A 21551-nucleotide genomic window follows, 5' to 3' on the forward strand; every position below is an offset into this window, starting at 1 on the left:
GGAGCCGTGGGGTTCCTCCCGGGACCGAGCGAGGGGGAACCCATGGACGCCGCCGCCGAAGGCAGGCCGTGCGCACGACAGATGCGACCGCACGCGGCGGCCTTCGTCGCCCGCGCGGGCGCCCGCCACCGGCTGCCGCTCGACTACTCCGTGCGCAGCCTGCGCGTCGCCGACTTCATCGTCGACGGCCTGCGCAAGGGCGGCGCGGAACGCGAGCGGGTGGCCGGCACGCTGTTCGGGCTCGGCGCCTATGTCGGCGAGGTCCTCGTGCGCCGGGCGGGCGCCGCGTGGGTGGATCTCGACGCAGACCAGCGCGGCTGCTTCGGGCAGACGGTCGGGGTGCGCATGCCCGACGGCCGGGTCTGGAACCCGCTCGGCAAGGTCCTCAACCGCTTCTCGGCGGGCGCCCCCGAGGACTCGCTGCAGACCTTCTACCTCACCCTGCACGGCAGGGCCCGGCGGGCACCGGTCTGACGTGCTGTGACACTTCTGTGAGCCGCGACGCTGATCACCGTGGAGACGTGGACGACGAACGAGGGCGGTCTTGGGCCACGGAGGTAAACCCCGGCGCGCGCAGGCGTACGACGGGGAGCTGGGCGCGGCGGTCGCGCGGGCCCAGGACGGTGACGAGGCTGCCTTCGCCGTCGCGTACCGGATCGTGCAGCCCGGTCTGCTCGGCTATCTGCGCGGCCTGGTGGGGGAGGAGGCCGAGGACGTCGCCTCCGACGCCTGGCTGGAGATAGCCCGCGATCTCGGGCGGTTCCAGGGCGACGGTGCGGGCTTTCGCGGCTGGACGGCCACCATCGCCCGGCACCGGGCGCTGGACCATCTGCGCCGCCGGCGCTCCCGGCCCCGGCCGGCGGGGCTGGAGGCGGAGGTCCTCGAGCTGCCCGGGCCGCACAGCACGCACGACGAGGCGCTGGAGTCGCTGTCCACCGAGCAGACCCTCGCCCTGGTGCGCGGACTGCCCCCCGACCAGGCCGAGGCGGTGCTGCTGCGGGTCGTCGTCGGGCTCGACGGCCCCGCGACGGCGCGGGTCCTCGGCAAGCGCCCCGGCGCGGTCCGCACGGCCGCCCACCGGGGGCTGCGGAGGCTCGCCCGGCAGCTCGGCGTGGCGGCCGGCGACGAAGGTGTGACGGATGAGGCTCCCCGGACGCTGGGGGAGTCGAAATGAACGGTGGCGGCGGCAGGCCGTCCACCCCACAGCACGGGCCCGGCCCAGCGGGCCGGCCGGAGAGGGACGGACACGGACATGGGTGACACGCACAGGGGCGGCGAGCCGCACACTCGCCGGCACACCCACCCTGGCGCCCCCGCGTCCGCCCCCCACGCCTTCGACGACTTCCCGGCAGCGGCCGGTGACATCGCGCCGCCGGCCGGCGAGCGCCCCGCCGGCCCCGGGGACCGCCTCGCGCTGGAGGACCTGCTGGCCGCCGCGATCCTGGGCGGCGAGGTGGATCCCGACGCCGAGCAGCGTGCCGTGGCCGCGTTCCGTGCCGCTCGGGACTCCGGGGTCCACCGGGCCCCTGCCCGGCGGCGTGACGACTGGCGCCCCCGCGCCCGGCGGTCCCGGCGCTCGCTGAAGGCCGCTCTGTCCGTGCTGGCGGCCAGTCTCACCCTCGGCGGTGTCGCCTTCGCGGCGATCGGCACCCCCGGTTCCTCCTCCGGCGGCCCCGACCGCCCGGACGCCGACCGGCCCGTCTCCCGGCCCGCGACCAGCGCCCACGGCGGCCACACGGCGGACACGTCTGCCGGTACGGCGCCCGGGGCCTCCGCCGGCCCGCCCCGCACCGGACCACCCGGACGCCCCGGCCGGCCCGGGACGGCCCAGGACACCGAGGCCCACTGCCGCGCCTGGGAACACGTCCGCGGCAACGGCAAGGCCCTCGACGCCACCGCCTGGCAGCGGCTCGTCGCGGCCGCGGGCGGCGCGGACCGGGTCGAGGCGTACTGCGCCGGGCAGCGCGCGCACCCGGGCGCGAGCCCGGCCGCCCGCCCCACCACCTCGGGCCGGCCCGCCCAGCCAGGCCACGGCGCGCGGCACAGCGGTCAGCCGGACGCGCACGGCACCCAGCCGCACGACGGGGCCGGGAAGACGCAGGAAGCGAAGAAATAGGCCACGCGGGAGCAGGCGGACGCCCGCCGTCACCGGTGTGCCGTGTGCCGCCAAGGCAACGGCCGGGGCCGCCACCCCCCACAGGAGAGGCCCCGGCCGTCGCGCGGCACGGGCCGCGCGGCGGCCCGTACTTTCTACAGCGCCGAGCGTGCGTTTTCTGTCACACCCCGTCGGCATCCGTGCGCGTCACGAGATGGTTGCATCCCGGACCGACGTGGACGAGCAGTGGTTTAACGCCGTAACGTGCCTTTCGCGCCGGACCGCGGGGGGCCCGGACCACCGCAACCACCTGCGGTCTTGAACCGCGACCATCGATCGAGGAACCAGGGTGCTGGGGGACGACGCGGAGCTGACGGCCGCGGTGCGGGCGGCGCAGGGCGGGGACGAGACCGCGTTCCGAACCGTGTACCGCACCGTGCATCCGCGGCTGCTCGGATACGTCAGGACGCTCGTCGGCGACCTGGAAGCGGAAGACGTCGCCTCCGAGGCGTGGCTGCAGATCGCCCGCGACCTGGAGCGGTTCGAGGGGGACGCCGACCGCTTCCGAGGCTGGGCCGCGCGGATCGCGCGCAACCGGGCGCTGGACCACATCCGCATGCGGGGCCGCCGCCCCGCCGTCGGCGGTGACGAGACCGAGCTGACCGGCCGCCCCGCGGAGTCCGACACCGCCGGTGAGGCCATGGAGGCGCTGGCCACCAACCGCACCCTGTCCCTCATCGCCCGGCTGCCGCAGGACCAGGCCGAGGCGGTCGTGCTGCGCGTGGTCGTCGGCCTCGACGCCAAGACCGCGGCCCAGACCCTCGGCAAGCGGCCGGGGGCCGTGCGCACCGCCGCACACCGCGGCCTGAAGAAGCTCGCCGAACTCCTCGGGGAGCGCCCGGACGCCGATCCGGAATCGGCGGGCGCGCTCGACGCACTGCCGCACCAGAGAGAACCGCGCGCCCGCGCGGTGACGTCCGCCGGTGTGACGCAACGATGGGCGCGGACGCAGAAGGACATGTGATGGCCGACGAGCAGTACAGGTGGCTGGACCGCGAGACGGCGGAGCGTCTGCTGCGCGGCGAGCCGCTGGAGGCCGTCGCCGCCGACGCCCGCGAGCAGGCCGAACGGCTCACCCGGGCCCTCGGCGCGCTGTCCGCCGTACCGGAGAAGGCCGACACCGAACTCTCGGGTGAGACCGCGGCCCTGGCCGCCTTCCGCGCGGCGCGCACCGCGCACACCGGCGCCGGTGCGCGCGCCGCCCGCGCCCCGGACAACGGTGTCGTCCGGATCGGCGCCGGTGGCCCGGCCGGCGGCCGCTCCCGCTGGGGACGCCCGCTGCGGCTGGCGCTGTGCGCCGTCGTGGCCGCCGGGACGGTCGGCGGCGTCGCGGTCGCGGCCGGCACCGGGGTGCTCCCGGCGTTCGGCGGAGCCGAGCCCGAACCCCGCGTGTCGGTGTCGGCCGACGCCACCGGCGAACGCCCGCTGGACCCGCCGTCGCCGGACGGGCCCGGGACGGCCTCCTCCGGCGGCACCTCGGGCGGCGGCGACCGTGACGCCGCGGGCCGCCACGACTCCGCCGACGCCGGCGGCGCGGACACCTTGCGTCAACGGATCACCGAGGCCTGCCAGGACCTGCGGGGCGGCCGCGACCTGGACGGCGACCGGCGGCGCGCCCTGGAGACGGCGGCGGGCGGCGCCCCGCGCGTGGGCACGTACTGCAGGACGGTCCTCGCCGCTCCCGGCGCCGGGCAGGACGGGGCGGGCAGGACGCAGGGCGGCGGCACCCGCGGCACCACCGGTGCGGGCAAGGGCGCGGCTTCCGGCAAGAGCGGCAAGAACGGCAAGAGCGACAAAGACGGCAAGGGCGGCAAGAACGGCGGCGGTGGCGCCGCGGCGGGCGGCACGGGCAGCGCCGACAAGGGCGGCAAGGGTGCCGGGGGTCAGAACGGCGGCCAGAGCGGGGACCAGGGCGGCGGCAAGGGTGGCGGCAAGGGTGCCGGCAAGGGCGGTGACGACGACGGCCACGGCAGATCCGGCGGTCATGGTCACGGTCACGGCCCGTCGGGCGGTCACGGCCAGGGGCACGGAGGCTCCGGCAACCCGAAAGGCTCCGGCGGCTCCGCCGGCTCGAAGGGCGGCTCGACGGGCGGCTCGAAGGGCTCCGGCCGCTCCGCCGGTGCGAAAGTGACCTCGCCACACACCCCCTGACCTGCGGTTATGTAAACAGCAGAAAATTTCTCGCGCAGGGTGTGACGTTTTTGACCGCAGCGGCGCAGTAATGAGTGAGCCGACTGGTCATCGGCCGTCGCACTGAGCCGGGGTTCCCCCCGTACCCACGGCTCGTGCACCTGGCGCGGGCGGGGCACGTTCCCCCGGTCCCGCCCGCGCCCCATCTCTCTCCCCCGCCCCGCGGCGTCACCAGTACACGACGACCTTGTCGCCGGTGCGGACCTGCGCGAAGAGCGCCGCGATCGCCGTCTCGTCCCGGACGTTGACGCACCCGTGCGAGCCGCCGGCGTAACCCCGGGCGGCGAAGTCGTAGGAGTAGTGCACCGCCTGCCCGCCGCTGAAGAACATCGCGTACGGCATCGGCGAGTCGTACAGCGTCGACACGTGGTGCCGGGACTTCCAGTAGACGTGGAAGACGCCCTCCCGGGTCGGCGTGTACTGCGCGCCGAAGCGCACCGGCATCGTCGACAGTGTCCGCCCGTCGATCATCCAGCGCAGCGTGCGGCTGGACTTGCTGATGCACAGCACCCGTCCGGTCAGGCAGCGCGGGTCCGGCGCGGCGGCCGGCTGACCGCCCATCAGGTACAGCTCCCACTTGCCGGGTTCGTGCGTCATCCGCAGCAGCCGCTGCCAGGTCACCGTGTCGACCCGGCCGGTCCGCGGCAGCCCGCGTTTGCCCTGGAAGCCCTTGACGGCATGCTCGGTGAGGTCGTCGTAGCCGCCGGTCGGGCCGTCGAACAGCCACGCCACCTGCCGCAGCCGCGCCTGGAGTTCGCGCACGTCCCGGCCGCTGTCGCCGGGGGCGAGCAGCACCCGCGGCGCGGCGCTCGGCTTGGAGTCGGAGGAATCGGAGGAATCGGAGGAGCCGGACGAGTCCGGGAAGCCGGACGAGCCGCCGGAGGAGTGCGCCGACGGCCCACGGGACGGCGAGGACGTACCGGGCACGTCGACGTGGACCGGCGAGCGCTGCCCGCCGCCCGCGCCCTGCACGGTGCAGCCGCCGAGCGTCACGACCGCCCCCACGACCGCCCCCGCGGTGACCGATCTGATCATGCCCCTGATACGCATCGTGGACCCCCGCCGTCTCAACGCTCCGGGTTGCTGTCCTTCAGATGCTTTCCAGGCGTGACGCCTCGCGAACGGCGCGGCATCGTTGTGAGCAAGGTCCCAGCGTGGGGCACTCCACCCGGCGCACGGCCGTCGCTACAGTCCGTGGCGAGGGTTGGTTTCTACTGGCGAGTAACAGATGTAGTGCGGAGGCACACCATGGCACGCGAGTCGGAGTCCGGACTGCCCATCGAGCCGGTGTACGGGCCGGGGGCGCTGGAGTCCTGGGATCCGGTGGAGAAGCTGGGTGAGCCGGGCGCGTATCCGTTCACGCGGGGTGTGTATCCGTCGATGTACACGGGCCGGCCGTGGACGATGCGCCAGTACGCGGGTTTCGGTACGGCGGTGGAGTCCAACGCCCGTTACAAGCAGCTGATCGCGAACGGGACGATGGGCCTGTCGGTCGCCTTCGACCTGCCCACGCAGATGGGCCATGACTCGGATGCGCCGATCGCGCACGGTGAGGTCGGCAAGGTGGGGGTGGCGATCGACTCGGTGGACGACATGCGGGTGCTGTTCGGGGGGATTCCGCTGGACAAGGTGTCGACGTCGATGACGATCAACGCGCCGGCGGCCCTGCTGCTGCTGATGTACCAGCTGGTGGGAGAGGAGCAGGGCGTCAGCGCCGACCAGCTGACCGGCACGATCCAGAACGATGTGCTGAAGGAGTACATCGCGCGGGGGACGTACATCTTCCCGCCGAAGCCGTCGCTGCGGCTGATCGCGGACATCTTCAAGTACTGCAAGGCCGAGATCCCGAAGTGGAACACGATCTCGATCTCCGGCTACCACATGGCCGAGGCCGGCGCGTCCCCCGCGCAGGAGATCGCGTTCACCCTCGCCGACGGCATCGAGTACGTGCGCACGGCGGTCGCGGCGGGCATGGATGTCGACGACTTCGCGCCGCGCCTGTCGTTCTTCTTCGTCGCCCGCACGACGATCCTGGAGGAGGTCGCCAAGTTCCGTGCCGCGCGCCGTATTTGGGCGCGGGTGATGCGGGAGGAGTTCGGGGCGAGGAACCCGAAGTCGATGATGCTGCGCTTCCACACGCAGACGGCCGGGGTGCAGCTGACGGCGCAGCAGCCGGAGGTGAACCTGGTGCGGGTGGCGGTGCAGGGCCTCGGGGCGGTTCTGGGTGGTACGCAGTCGCTGCACACGAACTCCTTCGACGAGGCGATCGCGCTGCCGACCGACAAGAGCGCGCGGCTGGCGCTGCGTACGCAGCAGGTGCTGGCCTACGAGACGGATGTGACCGCGACCGTGGACCCGTTCGCGGGCTCGTATGTCATCGAGAGGATGACGGACGAGGTGGAGGCGGCGGCGCTGGAGCTGATGGGCAAGGTCGAGGATCTCGGCGGGGCGGTCACGGCGATCGAGCATGGTTTCCAGAAGGGCGAGATCGAGCGCAACGCGTACCGCATCGCCCAGGAGACCGACAGCGGTGAGCGGGTCGTGGTCGGCGTCAACCGCTTCCAGCTCGACGAGGAAGAGCCGTACGAGCCGCTGCGCGTCGACCCGGCCATCGAGGCCCAGCAGGCCGAACGCCTCGCCAAGCTGCGCGCCGAGCGCGACCAGGCGGCAGTGGACGCGGCGCTGGCGGCCCTGAAGAAGGCGGCGGAGGGCGAGGACAACGTCCTCTACCCCATGAAGGACGCCCTGCGCGCCCGCGCGACGGTCGGCGAGGTGTGCAACGCGCTCCGCGAGGTGTGGGGGACGTACGTGCCGTCGGACGCGTTCTGATCGGTCAGTCCGGATACCGAAGCCGGAGTGTCGTACCCCCGTGCGACACTCCTTTCCATGTTCGGCGTCATCGACCTCCCCACCTACCTGGCCGGCCTCGTCCTGATCGTGCTGCTGCCCGGCCCCAACTCGCTCTACGTGCTGTCCGTCGCCGCCCGCCGGGGCATCCGTACCGGCTACAAGGCGGCGGCCGGCGTGTTCACCGGGGACACGGTCCTGATGACGCTCGCGGCGCTCGGCGCGGCCTCCGTGCTGACTACGACGCCGCTGCTGTTCCTGGTGGTGAAGTACACCGGCGCCGTGTACCTGGCGTGGATGGCGTACGGCATGCTGCGCTCGGCCCGGGCGATGTGGAAGGCGCGCGGTGAGCGGCCGGCGGCCGTCGCAGCGGCGTCCGCCGGGCAGGCGGCCGACGACGAGCACCCCTACCGCCGGGCCCTGGTGGTGTCGCTGTTCAACCCGAAGGCGATCCTGTTCCTGATCTCCTTCTTCGTGCAGTTCGTCGACCCGCACTACGCCTACCCGGCGCTGTCCTTCGTGGTCCTCGGAGCCCTCCTGCAGACGGCCAGCTTCCTCTACCTGTCGCTGCTGATATTCGGCGGCACCCGCCTCGCCGACGCCTTCCGCCGCCGCAAGCGCCTGGCGGCCGGGGCCACCTCGGCGGCGGGGGCACTGTTCCTCGGGTTCGCCCTCAAGCTGTCCCTGGCCAGCGCCTAGGCGTCGGCCCGCCGGCGCTTAGCCGTCAGCCCGCCGGCGCGTAGCCGTCAGCCCGAACCCGCCGGACGGTTCAGCAGCGCCCTCAGCTTCGGGGTGAAGCGTTCCTCCACCAGTTTGTTCATCAGCCACGCCAGCGCCAGCATGATCGCCACGGTGAGCAGGAACGTGCCGTAGGACGGGATGCCGAGGCCGCGGTGGAGGGCCTGGATGACCGGCCAGCCCAGGTGCTCGTGGACCAGGTAGAACGGGTACGTCAGCGCGCCCGCGACCGTCAGCCAGCGCCAGTCCGCCCGGTTCAGCCAGCCCAGCGCGATCGCGGCGACGGCCAGGAAGCCGAACGTGACGACCAGGATGACGCCGTAGGCGCTGCGGTAGGAGAACATGTCCGGCGTCACCGGGTGCCACAGGCTGCGCACCGCGACCTGCTGACCGATCAGCCAGTTGACCGCCGTGATGCCCCAGGCGTACGGGTCGCGGCGGTCGCGGTGCACCAGGTACAGGCCCATGCCGCCGATGAAGAACGGTGCGTAGTCCGGCATCACCACGGCGTCCAGCACCGGCTGGTTCAGCCCGCCCGCGATCGCCGCAGCCAGCGTCCAGCAGGCGCAGAACATGATCACGCGGCGGCGGGTGGCGCCGGGCAGTACGACGCACAGCGCGAACAGGGCGTAGAAGCGGACCTCCGCCCACAGCGTCCAGCACACCCCGAGCACCCGGTGGGCGCCGAGCGGCATCTGCAGCATGGTGAAGTTCACCAGCGTCTCGCTCGCCGACACCGTCTTGTACGTCAGGACCGGCAGCGCCATCACCGCCGTCACCAGCACCAGCGCCACCCAGTAGGCGGGCAGCAGCCGGGAGGCCCGGGAGGCGAAGAACGAGCGCAGGGGACGGCCCCAGCCGCTCATGCAGATGACGAAACCGCTGATGACGAAGAAGATCTGCACGCCCAGGCAGCCGTAGGCGAACAGGGTGTGCAGCGTCGGGAACTGGTAGCGCGGGGAGCTGCCCCAGGCCTTGGTGACCTCGCCGCCCCGGCCGCCGTAGTGGTAGGCCGCCACCATCAGCGCGGCGACCAGGCGCAGCCCGTCCAGGGCGCGCAGCCGCACCGTCCGGCGCGTGGACGGCGGCTGCGGAATGGTGGTGCGCACCGCCGGGCCGGCCGCGGCGCTCCCCAGGGTGTCCGCGGGCGTGTCGATCACAGGGACCTCTCATCGAAGCTCGTCAACTCAACGGGACGCTAACGGGGCCCACCGGCCGCCTCGAGCTCTCGCGGCGACCTTTCGCCCGGCCGTCCGCGAGAGTTCATCCAGCCGTCGCCGGCCACCGTTCAGCCGTCGCCGGCCACTGTTCAGCCGTCGCCGGCCACCGTTCAGCCGTCACCGGCCACTGTTCAGCCGTCGCCGGCCACCGTTCAGCCGTCGCCCCGGCGGACCACCCGCCGCCGCAGCGTCCGCGCGCGCCGCGCCATCCGGCGCACCGTCGCGTTGCGCGGGATGAACGCCAGTTGCGCCGGCACCCCGCCGGGCAGACCCAGCGACGTCAGGCGGCGGCGCTTGAAGTACCGCCAGGTGTGCGGGTTCAGCCGCCGGCTCAGATACCGCTCGGCGGCCGGACGCAGCTCGGGGTAGATCTTCGACTGCATCGCGTAGCCGACCGCCCGCAGCAGGTCCGTGAGGGCGTCCACGTCCATGCCGCGGCGCTGTTCGCGCACGGCGTCGCCGTCCGCCAGGTCGGGCAGCAGCGCGTCGGCGATGGTGACCGGCACCCGGTTGCTGTTCTCGTACGGCGTCAGCCGCTCCAGCAGCAGCCCGGTGCCGGTGCGGGCGACCGGCAGGCCGTACAGCGCCGACGCGGTCAGCAGCGCGGTGGAGAAGCAGCCGACGACCAGCGCCGGACGCATCCGCTGGTACACCACCTCGGCCAGCACGGGCGTGTCCAGCACGGTCAGTTCGGCGCCCAGGCGCTCCGCCTCCCGCTCCAGCGCCCGCGACCAGCGGGCCGGGGCCGAGGGGTGCGGCTTGAACACCACACGGGTGTGGCCGAGCCCGACCACCCCGCGCAGCATCCGCACATGGAGGTCCTCCTCCTCCTCGCCGGTGAGGATGTCCAGCGCGGACAGGTACTGCCCGAGCAGCAGCGCCGCCTCCTCGACCACCGGCAGCTCCTCGCCGGTACCGCCGAGTTCGCCGAGCACCTTGAGGAAGGCGTCCGTCGGCACGATCTCGGGTGCCACGCCGAACTCGGTGAGCAGCAGCGGCGTCAGTCCCGGCACCAGGTCCAGGTGCAGCACCCGCCGCACCCGGGTGCCCACCAGCGGGTCGATCTTGAAGCGGGTCGGGCCGTAGGACATCAGCCCGTCCGCGTACACGTCGACGGGCGCGCCCCCGAAGATCTGGCAGATCGCCAGCGCCGGATTGACCTGGAGGGACTCCACCGCCAGCTCGACGCGGTCGTCCCCCAGGTCCCACAGCATCCGCAGATAGCGCTCCCAGAGGATCTGGTCGTCCGGACGCGGGGCCCAGCCCCCCGGGTGGAAGGGGGAGATGGCCTCGTTCCACGACAGCACGCCGTCGAAGCGGTCCCGCAGGTGCGCGAAGGCGGGCGAGGCGTCGAAGGGCTCGCTCAGCTCCGGTGTCGCGCTGTTGTTGCTGACCAGCAGCAGCAGCCGGTCGGCCGGACCGAAGCAGTCGGCGTCGAGCGCGGCGGCCAGCGTGGCGGCGCCGTACAGGGTGGACGCGCAGAAGATCCGGGTGGTGCGGCGGTCGCTCATGCCACGGCCTCCGAGGCCGTCGTGGGCCTGCGGCGCAGTCGGCGCAGCTGGGTGGCGCGGTCGAGGTCCATGGAGTCCAGGGTGTCGTTGAGCAGGTCCTGCGGCATCCGGCGCAGGGCGGCGGCGCTCAGGGAACGGAGACGGCGGGCCACCGGCGCCTCGAACTTCTCGATGGTGGCCAGGTGGTGGCTGATGATGGCGCAGTAGGTGCGCACGGCCTTGGGCAGGAAGAGGTCCGCGTCCGGGTCCTCGGCGGTCTCCAGCAGCACCCGGTCGAAGGAGCGGATGAAGTCCAGCTGCCGGGTGTCGCCGATCTGCGTCAGCGACGACGTGACACCCCGCCGGTAGAAGATGCCGAACACGCTCGGCACCGCGAAGGACTTCGCCTTGCGGTGCAGCCGCCAGATCCACGGCCGGTCCTCGGCGGTGCGCAGATCCTCCGGGAAGTGCAGCAGCCCCTCGTCGACCAGCCGCCGGTGGTAGGCGCCGGCCCAGGAGTAGGGGTAGTCCACCGGGGTGGAGCGCTCCGCCGGAAGGATCACCGCGCGCGGGTCGGCGACGGTGTCACGCGGCCCGAACGGCACCCGGTACAGGGTGCGCTGACTTCCGGTGAACCGCACGTGGTCGGTGCGGACGAAATCGCAGCCCAATGACTCGATGGAATCGACCAATTGCGCGAAATAACCGGGAGCGGCGTAGTCGTCTCCGTCCATGAACGTCAGATACTCGCCCCGGGCCGCGTCGATTCCGGTGTTGCGTGCGGCGGACACCCCTTTCTCGGTGCGCCGGATCAGCACCGCACCGGGAAGTTCACGCTCGGCGCGTTCGAGGATTTCCTTCGTGCCGTCCGTCGAACAGTCGTCGATCAGGATGAACTCGAAGTCGTCCCGGGCGTTGGCGCGCAGGGACCGGACGGCGGCCGGGGCGTATTGCCGCACGTTGTAAAAGGGCACGATGACGGAGAGCTTGGCCACGCGGATGACGTTAAGGCGCGGTTCCGGCCCGCGTCTTTGCCGTCGGTTTGCCGAGGGGTGAACGACGTGTGGCCAAGTCGTGAATCCAGCCCGACCCGGCCCCCTTCACGTGCCGATTCGCCGTACGGCGACATGCTGTTAACCGTTTGTTGCGTTCCGGTTGGGCCGGACCTCGGAATGCCTTTCTAGCGTCTTCGGCGTGCCAGTCAGTGCAACGAACGCCCTGCGAGTAGCCGTTCTCGCGGATTCCGACACCCGGTGGAAATGGGGTGCGCTCACCGCGCGCCGCCTGCTCCCCGAGGCTGCGGAAGTCCGCCTCGACGGCTACCTCCTGCGGGGCCGCGCCACCCCCACCGCCCGCCAGCTCCAGGAAGTCGGCGTCCGAGCGGACTCCCTGCGCGAGGTGAGTGCCGTTCAGTTCCTCAGCGAGATGCGCGACATGCGCGACCTGCGCGAGGAGTCGTACGACGTGGTCGTGCTGGCGCTCGTCGGCGGCGGGGTGCAGGCGATGCTGCACGGGCTGAAGCGGGCCTGGGAGGGCCGCGCCGAGCGGCCCGTCGTGGTCACCGGCTATGTCGGCGTCGTCTACGAGAAGCTCGCCGACGGCCTGCTGCTGCGGCACGGCGCCGACCTCGTCCTCGCCAACTCCCGCCAGGACGCCGAGCGTTTCCGCGCGGTGTACGAGGGCGTGGGCGCCGATGCCGCCGCGGTCACCGAGGTGGCCCTGCCGTTCCTCGGCGGCGCCCCCTACACCGGCGAACACACGCCGTACACCGTGGTGTTCGCCGCCCAGCCGTCCGTACCGGAGACCCGCAAGGACCGCGCCTACCTCCTCGACCGCCTCATCCGGCACGCCCGCCTGCACCCCGAGCGCGAGGTGCTGCTCAAGCTGCGCTCCCGGCCCGGCGAGCACACCACGCACCTGGAGGAGCTGCCCTACCAGAAGCTGGCGCAGAAGGCGGGCCCGCTGCCGCCCAACCTGCGCCTGGTGTACGGCAACATGGGCGAGGTCCTCGACCGCACCGACCTGCTGGTGACGGTGAGTTCCACCGCGGCCCTGGAGTCGCTGCACCGCCGTGTCCCCACCGCCGTGCTCACCGACCTCGGGGTGCGCGAGGTCCTCGGCAACCATCACTTCACCGGCTCCGGCTGCCTGGCCTCCTGGGACCAGCTCGACGCCGGGCACCGGCCCGAGCCCGACCCCGCGTGGGTGGCCCGCCAGGGCGTCGCCGCCGACGACTCGTACGAGGGCGCCTTCGACGCCGCCCGCGAGCGGATCGCCAAGCTGCTCGCCCAGCCCGGCGGACTGCCGCCCCTCACGCCGTACTACACGCGCGAGACCGCCCCCGGATACCTGCCCGGCATCCTCGCCCGCCACCACCTCGACCCCGACGGCAGCCCGCTGCCGGGCGCCCCCGCCGCCGGCAAGGAACCCGGGCCCGTCCGGCAGATCGTGCGCCGGGCCGCGCGCGGCGCCTACCGGCACGGCGTGCAGCGCGTCGCGCCCGCCATCCGCCGGATGGGAGAGCTGTGAGCCCGCTCCGAGGAGTCCAAGGAGAAGACCCCATGTCCGACACCCCGGCGCCGCGCCGTGTGCTCGCCGTGATCCCCGCGCGCGGAGGCTCCAAGGGCGTCCCCGCGAAGAACCTCGCCCCCGTCGGCGGTGTCCCGCTGGTCGCCCGCGCCGTGCGCGAGTGCCGCGCCGCCCGGCTGGTCACCGACGTCGTCGTCTCCACCGACGACCAGGCCATCGCCGCCGCCGCCCGCGAGGCCGGCGCCGACGTCGTGCTGCGGCCCGCCGCCATCGCCGGCGACACCGCCACCTCCGAGGCCGCGGTCCTGCACGCCCTGGACGCGCACGAGACGCTGCACGGCGCCCCCGTGGACGTGGTGCTCCTCGTGCAGTGCACCAGCCCGTTCCTCCTGCGGGAGGACGTCGATGGGGTGGCCGCCGCGATCGTCGAGCAGGGCGCCGACACCGCCGTCACCGTGGCCCCCTTCCACGGGTTCGTCTGGCGCGACGACCCGGCACAGGAGCCGGAGGGCGGATTCGGAGCCCAGGGCGGCGGTTTCGGAGCCCAGGGCGGCGGCTTCGGCGTCAACCACGACAAGTCCTTCCGCCCGCGCCGCCAGGACCGCCCCCAGGACCTGCTGGAGACCGGCGCCGCCTACGCCATGGACGCGGCCGGCTTCCGCACCCACCGGCACCGCTTCTTCGGCCGCACCGAACTCGTGCGCACCGACCCCGCGCGCGTGCTGGAGATCGACGACCCGCACGACCTCGCCCGGGCCCGCGCGCTCGCGCCCCTCTTCGACGCCGGCCGGCCCGGCGCGCTCCCCACCCACGACGACATCGACGCGGTCGTCCTCGACTTCGACGGCACCCAGACCGACGACCGGGTGCTGATCGACTCCGAGGGGCGGGAGTTCGTCTCCGTGCACCGCGGCGACGGACTCGGCATCGCGGCCCTGCGCGACAGCGGCCTGAAGATGCTGATCCTGTCCACGGAACGCAACCCGGTCGTCGCCGCCCGGGCCCGCAAGCTGCGGCTGCCGGTGCTGCACGGCATCGACCGCAAGGACCTCGCGCTCAAGCAGTGGTGCGAGGAGGCGGGCATCGCGCCGGAGCGCGTGCTCTACGTCGGCAACGACGTCAACGACCTGCCCTGCTTCGGCCTCGTCGGCTGGCCCGTGGCGGTCGCGAGCGCCCACGACGTCGTCCGCGGCGCCGCCCGCGCGGTCACCACCGTCCCCGGTGGCGACGGCGCGATCCGGGAGATCGCCGGCTGGCTCCTCGGCCCCTCCCTCGACGCCCTCCCCAAGAGCACCAAGAGCCCCAAGAGCCCCAAGATCCCCGAGTCCCCCGACGCCCCCAAATCCCCCCAGCTCCCCCAGCTCCCCAAGTAAGGACACCCCCTGTCATGAGCACCAACTCCCGTCTGCGCACGTTCCGCTCGCGCGAGGTCGGCCCCGGCCGTCCCGTCTACATCTGCGGTGAGATCGGCATCAACCACAACGGTGAGCTGGAGAACGCCTTCAAGCTGATCGACGCGGCCGTCGAGGCCGGCTGCGACGCCGTGAAGTTCCAGAAGCGCACCCCCGAGATCTGCACCCCGCGCGACCAGTGGGACATCGAGCGGGACACGCCGTGGGGCCGGATGACGTACATCGACTACCGCCACCGCGTGGAGTTCGGCGAGGACGAGTACCGGCAGATCGACGAGTACTGCCGCACCCGGGGCATCGACTGGTTCGCCTCCCCGTGGGACACCGAGGCCGTCGCCTTCCTGGAGAAGTTCGACGTCCCCGCCCACAAGGTGGCCTCCGCCTCCCTCACCGACGACGAACTGCTGCGCGCCCTGCGTGCCACCGGCAAGACGGTCATCCTGTCCACCGGCATGTCGACCCCGAAGCAGATCCGCCACGCCGTCGAGGTCCTGGGCAGCGACAACATCGTCATGTGCCACGCCACCTCCACCTACCCGGCGAAGGCCGACGAGCTGAACCTCCGCGTGATCAACACGCTGGAGAAGGAGTACCCGAACGTCCCGATCGGCTACTCCGGCCACGAGACCGGCCTGCAGACCACCCTCGCCGCCGTCGCCCTCGGCGCCTGCTTCGTCGAGCGGCACATCACCCTCGACCGCGCCATGTGGGGCTCCGACCAGGCCGCCTCCGTCGAACCGCAGGGCCTCACCCGCCTCGTCCGCGACATCCGCACCATCGAGGACGCCCTCGGCGACGGCGTGAAGAAGGTCTACGACTCCGAGCTGGCCCCGATGAAGAAGCTGCGCCGTGTCACCGGCGTCGTCGCCGAGGCGGAGATCGCGGCGGCGGCGGGCGAGCCGGTCGGGGTGTGAGCGGTCCGAGAAGCGCCGACAGTGCCTTAGGGGACGGACCCGTGTCGATGAACCCACGCGCCGGTGAGCCCGGCACCACCCTCGCTTTCGTGGAGAGCCCGGTACAGCTCCTCAACGTCCTGGAGTGGGCCCACGCCCACGGCATCCGGCCGCTGCAGGAGCCCGGCGCGGGGTTCACCCTCGTCGTCCTGTCCCCGACCGACCCGATGACCCGGGGCCAGCTGCGGCGCATGGCCGACCTGGCCCGCGACGAGGGACACACCGTCCGCTGGGAGGAGGCCCGCGGCGGCCCCACGGCCCCCTTCCAGACGGTCGGCTCTCTCGCGGGACGGCTGCGGCGGGCGGACCGGATCGTCATGGGCGACCCGTTCTCCCGGTACGTCCAGCTGCTCCTGACCATCACCCGCGCCCGTGACCTGGTCGTCGTCGACGACGGCACGGCCACGATGGAGTTCGTCGCCCAGCTCGCGCGCGGCGAACGGCTCGTGCGCTGGCACCGCAAGGGCGGCCGGCGCGGCCCGCGCGACCTGGTGTTCGCGCCGGTGTCCGCCGTCGCCCGGCGCCGCCTGACGCCCGGCGGTGAACAGCGGGTGGAGGTCTTCTCCTCCATGCCCATCGAGGCCCCCGACGGCGTGACCGTCACCGCGAACGACTTCGCCTGGACCCGCGCCCGCTTCGGTCCGCCCCGCATCACCAAGGGCGCCGACCTGGTGGGTACGTCCCTGGTGGAGACCGGTGTCGTGGACGGCGAGCGCTACCTCGACGCCGTGCGCACCCTGGCCAAGACGCACGGCGCCACCCGCTACTTCGCCCACCGGCGCGAGAGCGCGGAGAAGCTGCACCGGCTGGCCGTCGAGACCGGGCTGGAGATCGTCCGCCCCGAGCTGCCGCTGGAGCTGATCGCCCGCCGGGGGCCTGTCGGCCGGACGATTCTGAGCTTCCCGTCGACGGTCGTGCACACCCTGCCGCTGGCCCTCGCCGGCACCGACGTCCAGGTCGCGGTGTGCGACATCGACCCCGACTGGCTCACGCGTACGGCCTCGCCGCGCGCCCAGGGGTTCCTGTCGGGGGTGACGGGGACGGCTCGGGGGGTGCGCAGGCTGACGGAGATGAGCATCGCCTAGGCGCGCGTCCTCAGGCGGGGAGAACCCGGGGGCGGGTGGGGGTCACCCCGGCTTGGCGGCCAGGACGAACGCCGCGCGGCGCTTCTCCTGGTCGAGCGGCTCGCGCACCACACGGGCCCTGAGCACCAGCCCCGCCTCGGACAGCACCGCGGCCACCGCCTCGGGGGTGCGCCAGTAGTAGTCGAGGGCGATCTCCTGCCCGAACCGCTCGGACACGTGCAGGTGCTGCGTCCCGTCCACCGCCGGGTCCGCCGCCTGGAACGACAGCAGCAGCTGCCCGCCCGGCGCCAGCACCCGGCGGAACTCGGCGAACACCGCCGGCAGGTGCTCGTCCGGCACGTGGATGACCGAGTACAGCGCCACCAGCCCGCCGAGCGCGTCCAGCCGGGCCGTGACATGCCCCGGGCCGCTGCCGACGTCCGCGACGGGCTCCGGCCCGTTCGCCCTGACCTGCTCGGCGAACGCCGCGAGCAGGGCCCGCTCCAGCGGGCGGTCGCTCAGGATGTCCGGGAACGCCTCGGCGAAGGCCGGCGCGATGGCGTCGTACGCGGCACGGGTACCGGTCAGGAACGCGGCGGAGGAGTCGGTCACGACGGGACCCTACGGCGTCTTCCGGCGCTCGGGCGGGGTGATCCGGGAACCGGGTTGCGTCCCGATAGACGAACACCGGCCGCGTGGTCTGCGCGCGGCGTGGTATCCGTGGAAAAGAGGTGAAAAGAGTACGGGACGGATGCTCGGCCCAAGATCGACCCGGTCGTGAGTCGGGCGAGTTTACCCGTCCACGACGACCACTATGCGTCGAGCGGCCAGATTTTCTTCCCCTAACGGGTTGAACTTTTGTTGATCGCGGGTCAGTTGGCCGCCCCGGCGCCCTACCCTTCAGAGGGTGAAGCAACTGATGTCGCCACAGTCCGAGGCCGATCCGTCCGGGGCCGCCGTGCTCCCCGGCACGCTCCCCGAGCAGCTGCGCGCAGAGCTCGTCGCCTTCCGCCGCGACCTGCACATGCACCCCGAGCTCGGCAATCAGGAGTTCCGCACCACCGCGGCGATCAAGGCCCGCCTGGAAACGGCCGGCCTCCACCCGCGCGTGCTCCCCAGCGGAACCGGCCTGATCTGCGACATCGGCGCTCCCGAGGACGCCGCGTACGACGGCCCGGGCGTGCTCGCCCTGCGCGCCGACATCGACGCGCTGCCCATCCCCGACATGAAGGCCGACTGCCCGTACCGGTCGACCGTGCCCGACCGCGCCCACGCCTGCGGCCACGACGTCCACACCACCGTCGTCCTCGGCACCGGGCTGGTCCTCGCCGAGCTGCACCGGCAGGGGCGGCTGCCGCGTCCCGTGCGGCTGATCTTCCAGCCCGCCGAGGAGGTGCTGCCCGGCGGCGCCGCCGACGTGATCGCCTCCGGCGCGCTGAAGGGGGTCGGCCGTATCCTCGCCGTGCACTGCGACCCGCGGGTCGACGCGGGCCGGGTCGGGCTGCGGGCCGGTGCGATCACCTCCGCCTGCGACCGGCTGGAGATCTCGCTCGACGGCCCCGGCGGTCACACGGCGCGTCCGCACCTGACCACCGACCTGGTCACCGCCGCGGCACGGGTGATCACCGACGTGCCCGCGCTCGTCGGGCGGCGCATCGACACCCGTAGCGGGCTGGCCGTGACCTGGGGCCGGATCGAGTCCGGCCACGCGCCGAACGTCATCCCGCAACATGCCGAGCTGGCCGGGACCGTGCGGTGCCTGGACATCGAGGCGTGGCGGCAGGCGGCGGACATGGTCGTCGCCGCGATCGACGAGGTGGCGAACCTGCACGGGGCGAAGTCGGAGATCAATTACGTGCGCGGTGTGCCGCCGGTCGTCAACGACCCGGCGGTCACCGAACTGCTGCGCGAGGCGATGACCGCGCGGCGGGGGCTGGAGTCGGTGGAGTCCACGGAGCAGTCCCTGGGCGGCGAGGACTTCTCCTGGTACCTGGAGCACGTGCCGGGCGCGATGGCCCGGCTGGGGGTGCGGACGCCGGGGGAGCGGACGGTGCGGGACCTGCACCAAGGGGACTTCGACGCGGACGAGTCTGCGATCACGGTGGGGGTGGAGTTGTTCACGGCGGCGGCGTTGCTGGACGCGGTCGGCCGTACGGCGTGAGGACGGCGTGAGGTTGGGGGGCCGTCTCTCGGGTGCGGCTTGCGTTGTGGCTGGTCGCGCCCACGCGGCGGAGCCGCATATCGACACAGCCCCGCGCCCCTTTTGTGCCTGCGGCGGCCCGTTGCGGTTGCGTCGTGGCGTGCGTCGCGCCTACCGGCGGTTTATAGGTCGGGGCCGGGGTGGGGGGTGTCCGTCCTCGGTCCGGCCGCCCGTTTCCGAGGAGGGCGCCGTTGCCCGGTGCCGGCCGCTGCGGGCGGACACCCCCCACCCCGGCCCCTTCCCGCCGTACGCGGGTGCGGCGACGCGGTGGCGCGCGTTGGTGCCGCGCGGCGGCACGAAACGGTAACGCCCGGGGCAACAGCGTTCCACCGGTTCTCTACGCGCGTTACTGTGCGCCGAAATCGCCTTGGGGATGCGGTCCCGTGAACGGTGCCGTGGGGATGAAGGGGTGCTCGACGTGCGTCTGAAATCTCGGAGGACCAGGTTCTCCCAAGCCGCGGTGTCCGTCGCGGTCATCGCTCTCGCGGCCGCCGGGTGCGGCGAGTCCAGTTCGTCCTCCAGCAGCACCGACACCTCCGGGAAGTACTCCGGCAAGGGCATCGGGCTCGCGTACGACATCGGAGGCAAGGGCGACCAGTCGTTCAACGACGCCGCCTTCTCCGGTTTCCAGAAGGCCGAGCAGGAGTTCAAGATCGGCGGCCGGGACGTCGAGCCGAGCGACAACGAGTCCAGCGCCGACAAGGTGCAGCGGCTTGAGCAGCTCGCCAAGGCCGGGTACAACCCGATCATCGGCGTCGGCTTCGTCTACGCGCCGGCGGTCAAGGAGGTCGCCGCGAAGTATCCGAAGACGACCTTCGGGATCATCGACGACGACACCGTGCAGGCGAAGAACGTCGCCGACCTCGTGTTCCACGAGGAGCAGTCGTCGTATCTCGCCGGGGTCGCCGCCGCGAAGGCCACCAAGAAGAACCACATCGGTTTCATCGGCGGCGTGGACATTCCGCTGATCCACAAGTTCGAGGCCGGGTTCACACAGGGCGCCAGGTCCGTGAGCCCCGGTATCAAGATCGAGTCGCAGTATCTGACGCAGACCGCCCAGGAAGGCGGGTTCTCCAGCCCCGACAAGGGCGAGGACGCCGCCAACGGGCAGATCGAGGCCGGGGCCGACGTGGTGTACCACGCCGCAGGGCTGTCCGGGCAGGGCGTGATCAAGGCCGCCGCACAGCACAAGGTGTGGGCGATCGGCGTCGACTCCGACCAGTACCGGCAGAGCGCGCTCGGCCAGTACAAGGACTGGATCCTCGGCTCCGCGCTGAAGAACGTCGGCGGCGCCGTCTACGACCTCGCCAAGTCCGTGTACCAGGGCAAGCCGCTCAGCGGCACGGTGCGTGGGTCCCTCGCCAACGACGGTGTGGGATTCGCCGGCTCCAACCCGAAGTACCAGGCCATGAAGGACGTCGTCGCGGCCGTCGACAAGGCCAGGCAGGACATCGTGAACGGGAAGGTCACCGTGAACACGAAGTAGGCCCTTAGGGTTCCTTCCTGCAGATACGCCCCTTGCTTCCCGCAAGGGGCGTTTCGCTGTCCGTAATCTGGGGCGCCACTGTGGCCACAGCTCGATAACGGACCGGACAGAAGGGTTTTTCCGTCTGGTCTACGCGCGTTACGCTGCGGCGGAACCAGCGCCTGGTACGGGCGCTTGCACAAAGGAGTCTCGTTCCATGCGCCGGGTGTCCCGAATCGCGGTTGCGGGTGTAGCTACCGCAGCTCTCGCTGTCACCGTTTCCGCCTGCGGAAGCTCCTCAAGCTCCTCCTCGGGCAGCAAGAAGGACCTGGGCCTCGCCCTGGCCTACGACGTCGGCGGCAAGGGCGACCAGTCCTTCAACGACGCCGCCACCGCCGGCCTGGAGAAGGCCGACAAGGAGTTCGGCTACAAGTCCGCGGCCGTCGAGCCGCAGGACGGTGAGTCCGACGCGGACAAGGTGCAGCGCCTGGAGACCCTCGCCAAGCAGGGCTACAACCCTGTCATCGGCGTCGGTTTCGCCTACGCGCCGGCCGTGAAGGAAGCCGCCGCCAAGTTCCCGAAGACCACCTTCGGCATCGTCGACGACAACACCATCAAGGCGCCCAACGTCGCCGACCTCGTCTTCCACGAGGAGCAGGCTTCCTACCTCGCCGGTGTCGTCGCCGCCAAGGCCACCAAGTCCAACACCGTCGGCTTCGTCGGCGGCGTGGACGTCCCGCTGATCCACAAGTTCGAGGCCGGCTTCAAGCAGGGCGTCGCCGACACCAAGAAGGGCGTCACGGTCCGGTCGCAGTACCTGACCCAGACGGCCCAGGAGGGCGGCTTCTCCAGCCCCGACAAGGGTGAGGACGCGGCCAACGGCCAGATCGAGGCCGGCGCCGACGTCGTCTACGCCGCCGCCGGTCTGTCCGGCCAGGGCGTCATCAAGTCGGCCGCCGCGCACAAGATCTGGGCCATCGGCGTCGACTCGGACCAGTACAAGCAGGACGCGCTGGCCAAGTACAAGGACTCCATCCTCACCTCCGCGATGAAGGACGTCGCCGGTGCGGTGTACAACCTGGCCAAGTCGGTGCACGACGGCAAGCCGCAGACCGGTGAGATCCGCGCCAGCCTCGCGACCGGCGGTGTGAGCCTCGCCGACTCCAACCCGGCCTACAAGAGCAACGCCGACATCCAGGCCGCCGTGAAGAAGGCCGAGGAAGGCATCAAGAACGGCACCATCAAGGTGAAGACCTCCTGACCATCCCGGTCACAGGCCTTGGCCACG

At 72.3% G+C, this 21551-nt stretch carries 19 protein-coding genes; 14 read left to right on the plus strand and 5 right to left on the minus strand.

What is annotated here, in order from left to right; translation table 11 throughout:
* The first annotated feature begins 81 nt into the window (after positions 1 to 81).
* From AC0B9F_RS22385 to AC0B9F_RS22405, 5 genes are all read left to right on the plus strand, one after another.
* Positions 82 to 474 carry a hypothetical protein gene (locus AC0B9F_RS22385; RefSeq protein ID WP_472005224.1) on the plus strand — a complete coding sequence of 131 codons (393 nt, stop codon included), beginning with the start codon at positions 82 to 84 and terminating at the stop codon, positions 472 to 474.
* Between the two features lie 70 nt (positions 475 to 544).
* Entirely contained in the window at positions 545 to 1174 is a 630-nt protein-coding gene (locus AC0B9F_RS22390) for an RNA polymerase sigma factor (RefSeq protein ID WP_472005226.1), read from the plus strand.
* Between the two features lie 78 nt (positions 1175 to 1252).
* Complete coding sequence (locus AC0B9F_RS22395) at positions 1253 to 2116, plus strand: hypothetical protein (protein WP_472005228.1); 864 nt, start codon at positions 1253 to 1255, stop codon at positions 2114 to 2116.
* 328 nt (positions 2117 to 2444) lie between these two features.
* Positions 2445 to 3119 (plus strand): RNA polymerase sigma factor, encoded by a 675-nt coding sequence (locus tag AC0B9F_RS22400; RefSeq protein ID WP_472005230.1) that lies wholly within the window; start codon positions 2445 to 2447, stop codon positions 3117 to 3119.
* On the plus strand, positions 3119 to 4306 hold the full coding sequence (locus AC0B9F_RS22405) for a hypothetical protein (protein ID WP_472005231.1): 1188 nt from the start codon (positions 3119 to 3121) through the stop codon (positions 4304 to 4306). The genes AC0B9F_RS22400 and AC0B9F_RS22405 overlap by 1 nt, the downstream gene beginning before the upstream one ends.
* 207 nt (positions 4307 to 4513) lie before the next feature.
* Here the strand turns inward: AC0B9F_RS22405 and AC0B9F_RS22410 are convergent, their stop codons facing one another.
* Positions 4514 to 5380, minus strand: a complete 867-nt coding sequence (locus AC0B9F_RS22410; RefSeq protein WP_472005233.1) for a L,D-transpeptidase family protein — start codon at positions 5378 to 5380, stop codon at positions 4514 to 4516.
* A gap of 213 nt (positions 5381 to 5593) precedes the next feature.
* On the opposite strand from AC0B9F_RS22410, the gene AC0B9F_RS22415 reads away from it, so the two are divergent.
* Together AC0B9F_RS22415 and leuE are read left to right on the plus strand one after the other, a co-directional pair.
* Positions 5594 to 7174, plus strand: coding sequence for an acyl-CoA mutase large subunit family protein (locus tag AC0B9F_RS22415; RefSeq protein ID WP_472005234.1), 1581 nt, complete (start codon positions 5594 to 5596; stop codon positions 7172 to 7174).
* A 57-nt stretch (positions 7175 to 7231) separates the two neighbouring features.
* A complete protein-coding gene (leuE, locus tag AC0B9F_RS22420) occupies positions 7232 to 7891 on the plus strand; it encodes a leucine efflux protein LeuE (protein WP_472005236.1) in 660 nt (219 codons plus the stop codon).
* 47 nt (positions 7892 to 7938) lie between these two features.
* Here leuE and AC0B9F_RS22425 read toward each other — a convergent pair whose 3' ends face one another.
* The 3 genes from AC0B9F_RS22425 to AC0B9F_RS22435 all read right to left on the minus strand — a co-directional run bounded on the left by AC0B9F_RS22425 (position 7939) and on the right by AC0B9F_RS22435 (position 11635).
* Positions 7939 to 9039, minus strand: coding sequence for an acyltransferase family protein (locus AC0B9F_RS22425; protein ID WP_472005341.1), 1101 nt, complete (start codon positions 9037 to 9039; stop codon positions 7939 to 7941).
* Between the two features lie 263 nt (positions 9040 to 9302).
* Entirely contained in the window at positions 9303 to 10661 is a 1359-nt protein-coding gene (locus AC0B9F_RS22430) for a polysialyltransferase family glycosyltransferase (RefSeq protein ID WP_472005237.1), read from the minus strand.
* A complete protein-coding gene (locus AC0B9F_RS22435) occupies positions 10658 to 11635 on the minus strand; it encodes a glycosyltransferase family 2 protein (protein WP_472005238.1) in 978 nt (325 codons plus the stop codon). The genes AC0B9F_RS22430 and AC0B9F_RS22435 overlap by 4 nt, the downstream gene beginning before the upstream one ends.
* Positions 11636 to 11834: 199 nt before the next feature.
* On the opposite strand from AC0B9F_RS22435, the gene AC0B9F_RS22440 reads away from it, so the two are divergent.
* The 4 genes from AC0B9F_RS22440 to AC0B9F_RS22455 are packed head-to-tail and all read left to right on the plus strand — an operon-like array spanning position 11835 to position 16619.
* Positions 11835 to 13169: a DUF6716 putative glycosyltransferase gene (locus AC0B9F_RS22440; RefSeq protein ID WP_472005239.1), complete on the plus strand. Its 1335-nt coding sequence runs from the start codon at positions 11835 to 11837 to the stop codon at positions 13167 to 13169.
* A 32-nt stretch (positions 13170 to 13201) separates the two neighbouring features.
* Complete coding sequence (locus tag AC0B9F_RS22445) at positions 13202 to 14542, plus strand: cytidylyltransferase domain-containing protein (protein WP_472005241.1); 1341 nt, start codon at positions 13202 to 13204, stop codon at positions 14540 to 14542.
* Between the two features lie 14 nt (positions 14543 to 14556).
* Positions 14557 to 15495 (plus strand): N-acetylneuraminate synthase family protein, encoded by a 939-nt coding sequence (locus AC0B9F_RS22450; RefSeq protein WP_472005244.1) that lies wholly within the window; start codon positions 14557 to 14559, stop codon positions 15493 to 15495.
* 47 nt (positions 15496 to 15542) lie between these two features.
* Positions 15543 to 16619 (plus strand): hypothetical protein, encoded by a 1077-nt coding sequence (locus AC0B9F_RS22455; RefSeq protein ID WP_472005343.1) that lies wholly within the window; start codon positions 15543 to 15545, stop codon positions 16617 to 16619.
* Between the two features lie 42 nt (positions 16620 to 16661).
* On the opposite strand, the gene AC0B9F_RS22460 is transcribed toward AC0B9F_RS22455, so the two are convergent.
* A complete protein-coding gene (locus AC0B9F_RS22460) occupies positions 16662 to 17210 on the minus strand; it encodes a class I SAM-dependent methyltransferase (RefSeq protein ID WP_472005246.1) in 549 nt (182 codons plus the stop codon).
* 307 nt (positions 17211 to 17517) lie between these two features.
* Between AC0B9F_RS22460 and AC0B9F_RS22465 the strand changes: the two genes are divergently transcribed.
* From AC0B9F_RS22465 to AC0B9F_RS22475, 3 genes are all read left to right on the plus strand, one after another.
* Positions 17518 to 18759 (plus strand): M20 family metallopeptidase, encoded by a 1242-nt coding sequence (locus AC0B9F_RS22465; protein ID WP_472005345.1) that lies wholly within the window; start codon positions 17518 to 17520, stop codon positions 18757 to 18759.
* A 499-nt stretch (positions 18760 to 19258) separates the two neighbouring features.
* Positions 19259 to 20284, plus strand: coding sequence for a BMP family lipoprotein (locus AC0B9F_RS22470; protein ID WP_472005248.1), 1026 nt, complete (start codon positions 19259 to 19261; stop codon positions 20282 to 20284).
* Between the two features lie 196 nt (positions 20285 to 20480).
* The gene (locus AC0B9F_RS22475; protein WP_472005249.1) at positions 20481 to 21524 is read left to right on the plus strand and encodes a BMP family lipoprotein; all 1044 of its coding nucleotides are present in this window, start codon (positions 20481 to 20483) and stop codon (positions 21522 to 21524) included.
* The last annotated feature ends 27 nt before the right edge of the window (positions 21525 to 21551 follow it).

This window comes from Streptomyces sp. NPDC097129 (genome assembly GCF_055668065.1).